This is a genomic window from Brevibacterium limosum, assembly GCF_011617705.1.
GTDB classification, from domain to species: domain Bacteria; phylum Actinomycetota; class Actinomycetes; order Actinomycetales; family Brevibacteriaceae; genus Brevibacterium; species Brevibacterium limosum.
The window spans coordinates 1,226,145-1,238,946 of sequence record NZ_CP050154.1 but is presented as its reverse complement, the minus strand read 5'-3'; the positions used below and the strand labels follow the sequence as shown (position 1 = coordinate 1,238,946).

Genomic DNA, 12,802 nt, shown 5'->3' with positions numbered 1-12,802 from the left:
TGAGCGGGCCCGTCCGGCGGCATGGGGCCCGCACGAAGCCGGCGGACCGATTCACATCGGTCCGCCGATTCCATTGATCAGAGCATGCAGGAAACGCAGCCTTCGACCTCCGTGCCCTGCAGAGCGAGCTGCCGGAGCCGGATGTAGTAGATGGTCTTGATTCCCTTGCGCCAGGCGTAGATCTGCGCCTTGTTGATGTCACGTGTGGTGGCGGTGTCCATGAAGAACAGCGTCAGCGACAGCCCCTGGTCCACATGCTTCGTGGCCTCGGCGTACGTGTCGATGATCTTCTCGTAGCCGATCTCGTAGGCATCCTGGTAGTACTCGAGGTTGTCGTTGTCCATGAAGGGAGCCGGGTAGTACACACGACCGACCTTGCCCTCCTTGCGGATTTCGATCTTCGAGGCGACCGGGTGGATCGACGAGGTCGAATTGTTGATGTACGAGATCGAACCGGTCGGCGGCACGGCCTGGAGGTTCTGGTTAAAGATGCCGTGCTCGGCCACTTGAGCCTTGAGTTCGCGCCAGTCGTCCTGCGTCGGGATGCGCACGTTCGCTTCGGAGAACAGCTCGGCCACTCGGGCGGTGCGCGGCTGCCAGACCTCATCGGTGTACTTGTCGAAGTATTCGCCGGTGGCGTACTTCGACCGCTCGAAGCCGGCGAAGGTCTCACCGCGCTCCTTCGCGATCTCCATCGACGCCCGCACACAGTGGTAGGCGACAGTGTAGAAGTACATGTTCGTGAAGTCCAGGCCCTCATCGGAACCGTAGTAGATGTGCTCACGAGCCAGGTAGCCGTGGAGGTTCATCTGTCCCAGGCCGATGGCGTGCGACATGTCGTTGCCGCGTGCGATCGAGGGCACGGACTGGATGTCCGAGGTCTCGGCGACGGCGGTGAGCCCGCGGATCGCGGTCGCGATGGTCTGACCGAAGTTGTTCGAGTCCATCGTCAGAGCGATGTTGAGCGAACCGAGGTTGCAGGAGATGTCCTTGCCGACGACGTCGTAGCCGAGGTCATCGTCGTACTTGCTGGGTTCGGAGACCTGGAGGATCTCCGAGCACAGGTTAGACATGATGATCTTGCCGTCGATGGGGTTCGCCTTGTTGACGGTGTCTTCGAACATCACGTACGGATAGCCGGACTCGAACTGGATCTCGGCCAGAGTCTGGAAGAACTCGCGAGCGTTGATCTTCTTCTTCTTGATCGCGGCGTTGTCGACGAGCTCGGTGTACTTCTCGGTTACGTTGATGTCGGAGAAGGGCACACCGTAGACGCGCTCGACGTCGTAGGGGCTGAAGAGGTACATGTCCTCGTTGCGCTTGGCCAGTTCGAAGGTGATGTCGGGGATCACAACGCCCAGGGACAGGGTCTTGATCCGGATCTTCTCATCGGCGTTCTCGCGCTTGGTGTCGAGGAACTTGTAGATGTCGGGGTGGTGGGCGTGCAGGTACACGGCGCCGGCGCCCTGGCGTGCTCCGAGCTGGTTGGCGTAGGAGAACGAGTCTTCGAGCAGCTTCATGACGGGGATGACGCCGGAGGACTGGTTCTCGATCTTCTTGATCGGGGCACCGGACTCGCGGATGTTCGTCAGAGCGAAGGCCACACCGCCGCCGCGCTTGGACAGCTGCAGAGCGGAGTTGATGGAGCGGCCGATCGACTCCATATTGTCTTCGATGCGCAGCAGGAAGCAGGAGACGAGCTCACCGCGCTGCCTCTTGCCGGCGTTGAGGAACGTCGGGGTGGCCGGCTGGAAGCGACCGGAGATGATCTCGTCGACGAGCTGGGTGGCCAGCGTCTCGTCTCCGCGAGCCAGGAACAGAGCGACCATGACGACGCGGTCCTCGAAGCGTTCGAGGTAGCGCTTTCCGTCGAAGGTCTTCAGCGTGTAGGAGGTGTAGAACTTGAATGCGCCGAGGAAGGTCTGGAAGCGGAACTTCTGATCATAGGCGCGCGTCGACAGCTGCTCGATGAACTCGAAGGAGTACTGCTGAAGGACCTCGGGCTCGTAGTAGTCCTTCTCGACGAGGTAGTCGAGCTTCTCCTTGAGGTTGTGGAAGAAGACGGTGTTGTTGTTCACGTGCTGCAGGAAGTACTGCCGGGCAGCCTGCTTGTCACGCTCGAACTGGATCCTGCCGTCCTCGTCGTACAGGTTCAGCATCGCGTTGAGCGCGTGGTAATCCAGATCCGTCTCTTCGCGGATGATGTCCTCTACATTGCGGTCTTCAGCGAGCTCGCGCACAGTTTGTCCAATCCTTGGTTAACAGCGTCGACATCCTCCTGAGTGCCCAGGAGTTCGACTCGATACATGAGGGGTACTTGGCACTTTGCCGCGACTTTGTGGGCCGCGCGGCAGTAGTCCTCGCCGAAGTTCGTGTTTCCGGCGCCGATGACACCGACCAGATGGCGCCGGTTCTCTTCGACATTGAGGAATTTGATGACTTGTTTGGGAACAGCCCCGCGATTGCGGCCGGCCCCGTAGGTGGGGGTGACGAGAACGAATGGCTCATCCACTCGCAGCGTCGGCTCCTTGGTCAACGTCGGCAACCGCACTGCCGGGTGACGCAGCTTCGCAACGAAGCGATGCGTGTACTCGGAGTTGGCAGAGAAGTAGACCAGCAGCATTGTCAGGCCACGACGGAAGCTGACTTCTCGCCGGTGAGGGTGGCGATCTTGTCCGGGCGGAAGCCCGACCAGTGGTCGTTGTCGGTGACGACGACGGGAGCCTGCATGTAGCCCATGGCCTTGACGACGTCGAGGGCGTTCTCGTCGACGCTGAGATCGACCGACTTGTACTTCAGGCCCTTGGCGTCGAGAGCACGGTAGGTGGCGTTGCACTGGACGCAAGCTGGCTTGGTGTACACGGTGATCATGACGACTCCTTCATTCTGCTGTGCAGTTCGGCATTCTGATGGCTGTGACCGTGCCCCGTCAACTGCTCGATCATGATGAATATCACGAGCCGCAGGCTCAGGGGTGACCACTAGATGTTGTGTTCGGGTTAGACCTTACCCCTATATCCAGTGTTACACCAGTGTCATTTGAACGTTCCACACCCTGTGTCGTCACCGTCCACAATCGTCCACAGGCTGTGAACGACACTCGTGTAGTTCCATCACCTGCGCGGACACTGACATCGGCGGCTCCCGAGCCGATTTTCGGCCTGTTTTCCGCGGACGTTTTCCACCGCTTTCCACAGGAAAAATTTTTGCCTGTGGGCATGTCGGCCAGCCCTCGATCGACGATTCCGAACTGTTTCGTGCGGCGCCGGTCACGTCGAGGTGGGGGCGATGATCACATCGCCGCGCAGCCTTCGTGCCAGCCGGGTCGGCCGCCTCGGTGACGGTGAACTTCTCCGGATATGACCGGGATCCTTTACGCTGCCTCCTTCCTTTCCTCTGCCTCTCTCGTCGACGCTACAGCTCGGCCCTGACATGAGATGGCCCCGCCGTGAACGGTGGGTGGCCGACCGTCGCCGGAGGGATGGGGCGCTGACGTGTGTGTCAGCACTGCAACGTCGACGGCTGTTCCATGTCAGTGCCAGCCAATATGCTGGAGACCACACGAATCCACCATTTCGCGCGATCGAACGACCACAGTGACACCGAACGACCACAGTGACACCGAAATACCAGTGACATCGAGAGACTGAGGGACCATGACGGCAACGGCACCGGCGAACACGCAGGAGATCGCGCACGCACAGACGATCCTCAAGGCCCTGGAGTCCTACCTCGACCATTTCGTCGTCGGCCAGCAGCGGCTGCGCGAATCCCTGCTCATCGGCCTCCTCTCCAGCGGTCACCTGCTGCTGGAGAGCGTGCCGGGCCTGGCGAAGACCACGGCGGCCGCCGCTCTGGCCAATGCCGTGGACGGAAAGTTCTCCCGCATCCAGTGCACCCCGGATCTGCTGCCGGCCGACATCATCGGCTCGCAGATCTACAACGCGCATGAGGGTTCGTTCAACACCGTGCTCGGTCCGGTGCATGCGAACATCGTCCTCCTCGACGAGATCAACCGGTCGTCGGCGAAGACCCAGTCGGCGATGCTCGAGGCCATGCAGGAGAAGCAGACGACGATCGGCGGCAAACGCTTCGAACTCCCCCGCCCCTTCCTCGTCATGGCCACACAGAACCCGATCGAGCAGGAAGGCACCTACCAGCTGCCCGAAGCTCAGCTCGACCGGTTCATGATCAAGGATCTGCTCACCCACCCGAGTCCCGGCGAGGAGGTCGAGATCCTCTCCCGCCTCGACTCCGGAGTCTTCGACAGGGATTCGGTGCCCGATCCGGCCTGCACGCTCGACGACGTCGTGACCATGCAGCGCTATGCCCGCACCGTCTACATCGACCCGGCCATCACCCGCTACCTCGTCGAACTCGTCCACGCCACGCGCAATACGGCGAAGTACCTCGGCCGGTTCGCCCCATACATCGAATACGGCGCCAGCCCGCGTGCCTCCATCGCCTTCACGAACGCCGGGCGGGCGCTGGCGATGATCCGCGGTCGCAACTACGTCATCCCCGAAGACATCAAGGACCTCGCCCACCGGGTGTTGGCCCACCGCATCCAACTGGGCTTCGAAGCCGCCGCCGAGAACATCACGAGCGCCCAGATCGTCGATGCCCTCCTCATGGCCGTGCCCACCCCCTGATCGGCGATACCGATGACTGTCCTGCTCAATCGCATCAAGGCGCGGATGACCATCCACGCCCACCGGCGGACCCGGCGCCTCCTCGACGGCGACTACTCCTCAGTCTTCCACGGCCACAGCCTCGACTTCGACGACCTGCGCGACTACATCCCCGGTGACGAGATCCGCGATATCGACTGGAAAGCCACCGCCAGGCACACCGAACCCCTGGTCAAACGCTATGTCGCCCACCGTCGGCACATCCTCGGACTCGTCGTCGACACCTCCCGGAACTTCGACGCCGTCACCTCCGCCGGAGCAGACAAACGCCACCTGGCCATCCTCATGGCTGGGATGGTCGGCTACCTCGCCGTCCGCCACGCAGATGACGTCATGCTCATCCACGGACACGCCGACCACACCACCGCATCCCCGCGGAAAGGCAGCGAGGCCCACCTCGAACACCTCCTGCAGCAGATCCTCGCCGAGACCGGCAACACCTCCCCCGGATCGATCAACACCCAGCTGCAGTGGATCACCAGCCATATCAAGCATCGGATGCTCCTGGTCGTCATCTCCGATCAGGCTCCGCTGGGGCCCGAGGCCGAAGCGACGATCCGACGGCTGCGCGCCCAGCACGAGGTCCTGTGGATCACGATCACCGACGCGGACCTCGCCGGACTGCCGGCCGCCTCGGCGCCGTTCGACGTCGCCCGACGCGACCATGGGCTGCCGACCTCGGTGATGTCGAAACCCGAGGTCAGGCAGGAATTCGCCCTCGCCGAGGCGGCCCGCCGTCAGCAGCGCATCGATCTCCTCGCGAAGCTGGGGATCGCCCATATCGAAATCGATCATCCGAAGTCGGCGCTCGGCCGGCTCCACACTCTTCTGCTGAGGCATCGCTGTGGGCCCCGCTGAACTGATCGGGCCCCTGGAGGTCTCACCGGCGTGGTACGTGGCGGCCTGCCTCGTGCTGCTGCTGGTGCTCGGAAACTTCTTCGCCCCGCTCTTCCGCGCTGCCGCCGGGGCCACCACATCGGCCGGACCGCGCATCCCGATTCCCGTGCGCAGCACCTACCTCTCCCGCATCAGCGCAGTCGAGACGGACTTGAGCGCGGAGTCGGCGGACGTGCGCGAATCGGCACAGCAGCTGGCGACGATCGTGCGCGAATTCGCCCATGATGCGTGGGGTGTCAAAGCCGAGCATCTGACCTACCGTGACGCGGCCGTCGCCGGTCTCGACGACCTTGCCGACTGCCTGCTCGGTCTCTACGAGGCGGAGTTCGCCGAGTCCGAACCGGCCGGTCTGCAGCCGCAGATCGCCGAGGCCCGGAAGCTGGTGGCGCGATGGTCCTGATGTTCTGGTGGCTGGCGCTCATCCTCCTGGCCCTCGCCGCAGCCGCAGTCTTCTGGTTCCGTCGGCCGAAGTCGACGGAGTCCTCGCTGGCCGTGGCCCACAGCGGGCGGATGACCAGCCTGCCGAGTTTCCGTCGGGCCATGCGCAGACGGCTGGTCACCACGGTCGCCCTCCTCGGCGTCATCGTGCTCACCGGACTCTCCGCACTCGCGGGAATCGCGCGCCCGGCTTGGGTCGAGACGGTCAACCCGGAGCGGAAGATGCGTGATGTCATGCTCTGCCTCGACGTGTCGGGGTCGATGCTCGGCTACGATGCCGATCTGCTCGAGTCCTATCAGGAGCTCGTCGACCGCTTCGACGGCGAACGCATCGGTCTGACCGTGTTCAATGCCACCGCGGTCTCCGCGTTCCCGCTCACCGACGACTACGACATGGTCCAGAGCTTCCTCTCCGAAGCCGAGGAGGGGTTCCGCACCTGGGGTGCCGAGGGCACCGACTACTCATGGTCGACCTCACCTCCGAACATCGGCGGCTCCTCCCTCATCGGCGACGGGCTCGTCAGCTGTGTCGACAACTTCGACCGGAAGGACGAGGAACGGTCCCGGTCGGTCATCTTCGCCACCGACAATATGCTCGCCGGTGATCCGCTGTTCGAACTCAACGAAGCCGCCGATATCGCCGTCGACGCGAACGTCCGCGTCTACAGCCTCTCCCCTCCCTCGGTGCTGACGACCACCCAGACGAAGGAGCTGCGTTCCGTGTCCGACCGCACCGGCGGCGAACAGTTCGATATGGGCTCGGCCTCGACGATCGACCGCATCGTCGAAGAGATCCAGAGCCAGGAAGCGGCGAACACACCCGGACGTTCGTACACGATCGTCCACGATATGCCGGTGATCCCGCTCGGAATCGCCGTCTTCGGCCTCGCCGGAGTGTTCGTGCTGGCATGGAGGACGAAGTCATGATCTTCGATCCCGTCTTCACCTGGTTCGGCTGGGGCTTCGTCGTCCTCGCCCTGTTCACCGTGTGCATCATCCCGGCCATCCGCGGCGACGGAGCGCGCTGGAAGTGGTTCGTCCGGATGGGCGTCGTCGCCGTGCTCGGTCTCGCGCTGGCGCGTCCGGGCATCCCGATCAAGTCGTCGACTGAGGAATACGAGGCGCGTGCCGATGTGTACTTCGTCGTCGACGTCACGACGTCCATGGCCGCCGAGGACTTCGACGGGGACGACACCCGCCTCGAAGGGGTCAAGGAGGACATGCTCGAGCTCGCCGATGCCTTCCCCGGCACCCGGCTGAGCATCATCACCTTCGCCTCGACCGCAGCCACCGTGATGCCGCTGACGACCGATCATGCTGCCTTCGCCTCCGCCGTCGACGTCCTCGACCCCGAGTCGTCCCTGAACTCCAAGGGGTCCTCGATCACCGAGGCCGGTGAGGAGCTCGAGAAGCGGATGACCTCGAACGATGAGGACCGTCCGGAGAACGAGAACGTCGTGTTCTACTTCGGCGACGGTGAGCAGACGGTGTCGGAGACCCCCGATTCGTGGTCGTCCTTCGCCCCCCGCATCGACAGCGGAGCCGTATTCGGATACGGCACCGAAGAGGGTGGGAAGATGCGCGACCGTCAGCCGTTCGGCTACGGCTCCGGTGTCGGCAATCCCGGCAATGCTCCCGGTCTCGGCGACCCCGACGACACCACCGACGATCAGGCACCGCCCGAATACATCCAGGACCGCAACGGCAACCCGGGGGTCTCGAAGATCGACGAGGGCAACCTGCGCCAGATCGCCTCGGACCTCGGCGTCGACTACCACCATCGCGACGGAAACGGTGCGATCTCCAGCGTCTACACCGCGCCGAAATACGATCAGGCTTTGGTGAAGAAGGACGGCCGGGTCACCGTCGACGAATACTATTGGGTCCCGCTCATCCTCGTCTTCGCGTGGATCGCCGTGGAGCTCGTCTTCGGAGTCCGCGAGTATCTTCGTCTCAAGGCGATCACCCCGAAGCGCCCTCGCCGAGGCGGCCCACCCGGTCCCGGCGGCCCGGTGCCCCACCAGCGGGTGCCGGTGGGAATTCCGCCCCAGCCCGGGCCTGCCCCGTCGGTACCCGACCAGCCCGGGCCTGCCCCGTCGGTACCCGACCAGCCAGGGCCTGCTCCGTCGGTGTCCGACCAGCAGGGAGGTCCGCGATGAACCGCGTGAAGAATCTGTGGTCACGGCTGCGCCGGATCACGAAGATCAACCTCATCCTCGGCACGATCTTCGCCCTGGTGTTCGGCTATATCGCGATGGCCACGTACTTCGGGACCGCCTCGCAGGTCCGATACACGTCGAATGACTTCCCCGGAGCGAAGAAGGCGGCGACGGCGTTCCTTCGGGTCAGCCCGGTCCAACGTCATATCGGCTACTTCAATCGCGGCACCGCCGAGGCGGCCGTCGGCGATTTCGATGCGGCCCAAGCCGATCTCGAAGCCGCACTGGAGATCGCTCCGACCTCGGCCGAATGCGCGGTGCGGATCAATCTGTCCTATGTCTATGAGAAGCAGGCGGACCAGATCGCCTCGCAGGACCCCGATCAGTCGCAGGAGCTCTACGACCGTTCGCTGAAGACCCTCGAGGACGCCCCCGAGCAATGCCAGCCGAAGAAGAGCGAAGAGAAGCAGAAGAGCAACCAGGCGAAGGAGCGCGTCGAGGACAAGAAGCAGGGCGAGAAGGCCAAGGAAGAGGGAACCGACGACAGCGATTCCGAGGACGAGGATTCGAAGGATCAGGACTCGGAGGACGACAAGTCCTCCGGCGGAGAGAGCCAGGACCCCGGCGAAGAGGAGAAGCCGGACGATTCCTCGGGCAAGTCCGACCGTGAGAAGAAACGTGACGAACTGGAGAAGCGCCGTGAGGACTCCGAACGGCAGCAGCGCCAGCAGGGTCCCGGCGGCGACGGCGGCCGGTCGACCCCGGAGAAGCCGTGGTGATCGTCAGCGAGTGTGCCTGATCGCTCCGGCGGTGGCGGCAGCACAGATCCCCTGTGACATCATGAGTCCATGAACGACTCCGACCCCATCGCCTCAGATTCGGCTTCCTCCTCCGCCCCCGGAACTTCGTTCCCGGGCGCATCCGCCTCGGCGGCTTCCCACCCCTTTGCAGCCGCACCCTCCGCACCGTCACCGCGACTGCGGGCCGCTCTGGAGACGTTCCCGCCCTATGTTCCAGGCAAGCCTCCCCGCCGGGTCGAGGGCCTGGAGTCGTTCAAACTCTCCTCGAACGAGAACTATCTGCCTCCCCTGCCGGCGGTCCTCGACACCATGGTCGCCCATGCGACGAACCCCGCCCTCTACCCCGACGATGCAGCGCTGGCGCTGCGTCAGGGGCTGGCCGAACGCCTCGGTGTCGGGCTCGATCAGCTCGTCGTCGCCACCGGTGCCAGCGAACTGCTCGTCGCCCTGACCCAGATCACCTCGGACGCCGCCACCGAGGCGATCTATCCGTGGCCGTCGTTCGAGATGTATCCGCAGATCACCGGGCTCGTCGGTTCCACGCGCCATGAGGTGCCGCTGACGGCGGAGGGGCGCCACGACCTCGACGCGATGGCGGCGGCGATCACGGACCGCACCAGCCTCATCATCCTGTGCTCACCGAACAATCCGACCGGTCCGGTGCTGCGCGATGACGAGGTGCGAACTTTCCTCGACAAGGTGCCTGCCCATGTCCTCGTCGCCCTCGACGAGGCGTACTGGGAGTTCGCCACAGCACCCGGACGCGCGGACGGTCTGAGTCTTGTCCGCGACTATCCGAATCTCGTTCTCCTGCGCACATTCTCCAAGGCGCACGGGCTCGCCGGACTGCGCGTCGGCTACGCCGTCGCCCACCCACCGGTGATCGAAGGACTGCTCAAAGCCGTCATCCCCTTCGGTGTCACCGACCTCAGCCAGGCTGCCGCCCTCGAATCCCTCCACCACTGGGACGAGGTGCTCGACCGAGCCGCCCGGATCGGTCAGGCCCGCGACGCCTTCGCCGATGCCCTCCGTCAGCAGGGATGGGACGTGCCCGAAGCCCAAGCGAACTATGTGTGGCTGCCGCTGGGTGAGAAGTCCTCAGCGTTCGAAGACGCCTGCGTCGAACAGGCCGTGGCAGTACGCAACCTCGGTGCCGGTGTGCGCATCAGCATCGGCGAACCAGAAGCCCTCGACCGTGTCCTCGAGATCGCGCGGTCCTTCCGCACCGAACACTGTGCTTAGAGTTCGGCGAGCTCGAGGGCCATCGACACCGCCTGCACGGTTTCGGCGTGGGAGAGGTCACGGCCGAGCAGCTTCTCGATCTTCGCCAACCGCGCCCGCACGGTATGACGGTGGACTCCCAGCTCAGCGGCGATGCGCTCCCGTGCCCCGGACGCTGAGATGAAGACCCGCAGAGTCTCCAGCAGCTCCTGACCGCCGCGTGCCCGGAAGAGTTCGCCGAGGACCCGATCGACGAAACGGTCGGCGGCCTCCTCATCGACCGCGGACAGCAGCGCCCTGACCTCGGAGGCCTCTGACTCATGCTGAGTCCGCCACAGCATCCAAGTGTGGTGGAGCTGCCCCAACGGCAGCCGCTTCTCCGCAAGCGTGTCCAGTCCGGTGACCTCGGCGGCCTTCGCCACCAGCTCATCCAGCCCGCGCTCCTGCGCACCGACGACTCCGAGCAGCGAACCGGTGCGGGTGAGCAGGCTCCGACCGACGATATCTGCGATGAGGCGTTCGGCGATGTCCCCGCGGACCCCGCCGAAGATGTGCATCCCCACCGTCGCCACCGGAGCCAGCCCCGTCGCCCGGGCCCATTCCTCGCGTGCCGCGTCGTCACTGAGATCGGTGTCGAACAGCGGCGAACGACCGGAGGGAACGGGCAGATCTGTCAGCGACATCGCCAACAGTGCCGAAGCGGTCGAGAGCAGCAGGGCACGCGTCTTCGGAGACCCGGCCGCCTCGGCGGGGGTGAGGATCCACCCGAGCGGATGATCACCCCCGATCGGAACGGCCTCGACGATCCGCGAACCGGTGCGGATCAGGCGGGGCCCCGACGTCGGTTTCAACGACTCCTCGATCAGCGCCGAACGCACATCTGCCTCGGCGTCGTCCCCGCTCAACGCCCTGCCGGTGGGAGAGACGAACCGGACCGGCGCCTCCAGCGTCTGCGCCAGATCGGCCACCAGTGCCGCGGGGCCCTCGCCTGCCAGAGCGGTCGCGAAGCGGCGAGCGGCACTGCTCGCCCGGGTCAGCTCCCGGTTGGTCTCGGCCTCCCGCATCCTCGTGAAGGCATCGACGACTGCGACGAACGGCACGGGCTCGGGCACCCCGAACAGAGCCAGTCCCGCCTCCTCGGCGGCAGCGATGAGCTTCGGCGGGACCTGTTGCCACGGCAGGTCGGAGCCCAAACCGATGCCCAGGGCATGGACGCCGACGGCCTTGAGGCGGCGCACATAGTCCTCCACCGTGTCCCCGCCGAGGTCCTGACCGACTCCGATCGTCAGCAGCACCTCACCGCCGGCGAGCCATTCATCGACCTCCGGCAGCTCAGAGGAGTGGACGATCGTGACCTCCTGGACCGCGGCAGTCGGCGAATCGATGATGACCTCGAGCGCGAGCTCTGTGCGCGACCAGATCTGTTCCAGAGTGACCATGCACCCGATTCTATCCACTCTGGACAGCATCGACTTCAAATTGTCCGATCTGGATATCGGTGTTGTGTGAGCCACGTCCTAGGCTGAGGAGCAAGACCTCCGACCCGTCCGGGTCGGGTCAGCCGCGACGACGAAGGAGAAAGCCAGTGACGTCTCAGCCGCTCGGCCCAGCCGACTACAGCAAGACACCCCGCTACGCGGGTCCACCGACGTTCGGGCTGCTGCCACGCATCGACGAAGTCGAAGGCCAGCGTCCCGGCGAGAAGATCGACGTCAAGGTCGTCGGCATCCCCTTCGACGCCGGCGTCAGCTATCGTCCCGGCGCCCGCTTCGGTCCCGCCCACATCCGCCAGTCCTCGAAGCTGCTGCGCCCCTACAACCAGGCCACGAACGTCCACCCGTTCACCTGGCAGCAGGTCGCCGACTGCGGTGACCTCGGCGTCAACCCCTTCGACATCGAAGAGGCCATCACCACCGTCGAAGCCAACGCCGACGCCATGCGCGCAGACGGGGCCAAGCTGCTCACCCTCGGCGGGGACCACACCCTGGCTCTGCCGAACCTGCGCTCCCTGCACAAGACGCACGGCAAGATCGCCGTCCTCCACTTCGATGCGCATCTGGACACCTGGGACACCTACTTCGGTGCCCCCTACACCCACGGCACTCCGTTCCGCCGCGCCAGCGAAGAGGGCCTCATCGATATGACCGCCTCGATGCACGTCGGCATCCGCGGACCCCTCTATGGTCAGAAAGACCTCGAGGACGATGAGGTGCTCGGCTTCCAGGTCATCCGCAGCGACGAATACCAGTTCACTTCCGTGGCCGACGTCGTCGCCCGCATGCGGAAACGCCTCGGCAATACTCCCGTCTACGTCTCCGTCGACATCGACGTCCTCGATCCGGCCGCCGCACCCGGCACCGGCACCCCCGAGGCCGGCGGAATGACCAGCCGTGAGCTGCTCAACTCGCTCCGCGGGCTCCAGGGACTGAACATCGTCGGCGCCGAGATCGTCGAAGTCGCCCCCGCCTACGACCATGCCGAAGTCACCGGACTCACCGCCGCCCATGTCGGCTACGAGATCCTGTCCCTGTGGGCTGCGGACAACAACGGACTCAAGGCTCCCTCCGGCCCGTCCGGCGACGCCCTCGGAGTCTGA

12 protein-coding genes are annotated in these 12,802 nt (G+C 64.7%); 8 read left to right on the top strand and 4 right to left on the bottom strand.

What is annotated here, in order from left to right:
• Positions 1 to 77: 77 nt before the first annotated feature.
• Genes nrdE through nrdH form a run of 3 tightly spaced genes read right to left on the bottom strand, consistent with a single transcriptional unit; the run spans position 78 to position 2,871 of the window.
• Positions 78 to 2,204, bottom strand: a complete 2,127-nt coding sequence (gene nrdE / locus GUY37_RS05520; protein WP_228278460.1) for a class 1b ribonucleoside-diphosphate reductase subunit alpha — start codon at positions 2,202 to 2,204, stop codon at positions 78 to 80.
• A gap of 5 nt (positions 2,205 to 2,209) precedes the next feature.
• The gene (nrdI, locus tag GUY37_RS05515; protein WP_152348078.1) at positions 2,210 to 2,623 is read right to left on the bottom strand and encodes a class Ib ribonucleoside-diphosphate reductase assembly flavoprotein NrdI; all 414 of its coding nucleotides are present in this window, start codon (positions 2,621 to 2,623) and stop codon (positions 2,210 to 2,212) included.
• A gap of 2 nt (positions 2,624 to 2,625) precedes the next feature.
• Complete coding sequence (gene nrdH / locus GUY37_RS05510; protein WP_166823209.1) at positions 2,626 to 2,871, bottom strand: glutaredoxin-like protein NrdH; 246 nt, start codon at positions 2,869 to 2,871, stop codon at positions 2,626 to 2,628.
• Between the two features lie 785 nt (positions 2,872 to 3,656).
• Between nrdH and GUY37_RS05505 the strand changes: the two genes are divergently transcribed.
• From GUY37_RS05505 to GUY37_RS05475, 7 genes are all read left to right on the top strand, one after another.
• On the top strand, positions 3,657 to 4,652 hold the full coding sequence (locus tag GUY37_RS05505; RefSeq protein WP_152348077.1) for an AAA family ATPase: 996 nt from the start codon (positions 3,657 to 3,659) through the stop codon (positions 4,650 to 4,652).
• 12 nt (positions 4,653 to 4,664) lie between these two features.
• Positions 4,665 to 5,549, top strand: coding sequence for a DUF58 domain-containing protein (locus GUY37_RS05500; protein ID WP_166823207.1), 885 nt, complete (start codon positions 4,665 to 4,667; stop codon positions 5,547 to 5,549).
• Positions 5,536 to 5,988: a hypothetical protein gene (locus tag GUY37_RS05495; RefSeq protein ID WP_166823205.1), complete on the top strand. Its 453-nt coding sequence runs from the start codon at positions 5,536 to 5,538 to the stop codon at positions 5,986 to 5,988. Before GUY37_RS05500 ends, GUY37_RS05495 begins: the two co-directional genes overlap by 14 nt.
• On the top strand, positions 5,979 to 6,953 hold the full coding sequence (locus GUY37_RS05490) for a vWA domain-containing protein (protein ID WP_166823202.1): 975 nt from the start codon (positions 5,979 to 5,981) through the stop codon (positions 6,951 to 6,953). The genes GUY37_RS05495 and GUY37_RS05490 overlap by 10 nt, the downstream gene beginning before the upstream one ends.
• Complete coding sequence (locus GUY37_RS05485) at positions 6,950 to 8,185, top strand: vWA domain-containing protein (RefSeq protein ID WP_166823200.1); 1,236 nt, start codon at positions 6,950 to 6,952, stop codon at positions 8,183 to 8,185. The genes GUY37_RS05490 and GUY37_RS05485 overlap by 4 nt, the downstream gene beginning before the upstream one ends.
• Positions 8,182 to 8,964, top strand: a complete 783-nt coding sequence (locus GUY37_RS05480; RefSeq protein WP_166823198.1) for a hypothetical protein — start codon at positions 8,182 to 8,184, stop codon at positions 8,962 to 8,964. The genes GUY37_RS05485 and GUY37_RS05480 overlap by 4 nt, the downstream gene beginning before the upstream one ends.
• Before the next feature lie 69 nt (positions 8,965 to 9,033).
• Positions 9,034 to 10,227 carry a histidinol-phosphate transaminase gene (locus GUY37_RS05475; protein WP_166823196.1) on the top strand — a complete coding sequence of 398 codons (1,194 nt, stop codon included), beginning with the start codon at positions 9,034 to 9,036 and terminating at the stop codon, positions 10,225 to 10,227.
• On the opposite strand, the gene GUY37_RS05470 is transcribed toward GUY37_RS05475, so the two are convergent.
• Positions 10,224 to 11,645 carry a helix-turn-helix domain-containing protein gene (locus tag GUY37_RS05470; RefSeq protein ID WP_166823193.1) on the bottom strand — a complete coding sequence of 474 codons (1,422 nt, stop codon included), beginning with the start codon at positions 11,643 to 11,645 and terminating at the stop codon, positions 10,224 to 10,226. The two genes, GUY37_RS05475 and GUY37_RS05470, sit on opposite strands and share 4 nt — an antisense overlap.
• 146 nt (positions 11,646 to 11,791) lie before the next feature.
• Between GUY37_RS05470 and speB the strand changes: the two genes are divergently transcribed.
• A complete protein-coding gene (gene speB / locus GUY37_RS05465) occupies positions 11,792 to 12,802 on the top strand; it encodes an agmatinase (RefSeq protein ID WP_166823191.1) in 1,011 nt (336 codons plus the stop codon).

Coding starts and splice junctions, on each gene's coding strand:
- nrdH (WP_166823209.1), bottom strand. CDS start 2,871: ATGATCACCGTGTACACCAAGCCAGCTTGCGTCCAGTGCAACGCCACC.
- GUY37_RS05505 (WP_152348077.1), top strand. CDS start 3,657: ATGACGGCAACGGCACCGGCGAACACGCAGGAGATCGCGCACGCACAG.
- GUY37_RS05485 (WP_166823200.1), top strand. CDS start 6,950: ATGATCTTCGATCCCGTCTTCACCTGGTTCGGCTGGGGCTTCGTCGTC.
- GUY37_RS05490 (WP_166823202.1), top strand. CDS start 5,979: ATGGTCCTGATGTTCTGGTGGCTGGCGCTCATCCTCCTGGCCCTCGCC.
- GUY37_RS05470 (WP_166823193.1), bottom strand. CDS start 11,645: ATGGTCACTCTGGAACAGATCTGGTCGCGCACAGAGCTCGCGCTCGAG.
- GUY37_RS05475 (WP_166823196.1), top strand. CDS start 9,034: ATGAACGACTCCGACCCCATCGCCTCAGATTCGGCTTCCTCCTCCGCC.
- GUY37_RS05480 (WP_166823198.1), top strand. CDS start 8,182: ATGAACCGCGTGAAGAATCTGTGGTCACGGCTGCGCCGGATCACGAAG.
- GUY37_RS05500 (WP_166823207.1), top strand. CDS start 4,665: ATGACTGTCCTGCTCAATCGCATCAAGGCGCGGATGACCATCCACGCC.
- nrdI (WP_152348078.1), bottom strand. CDS start 2,623: ATGCTGCTGGTCTACTTCTCTGCCAACTCCGAGTACACGCATCGCTTC.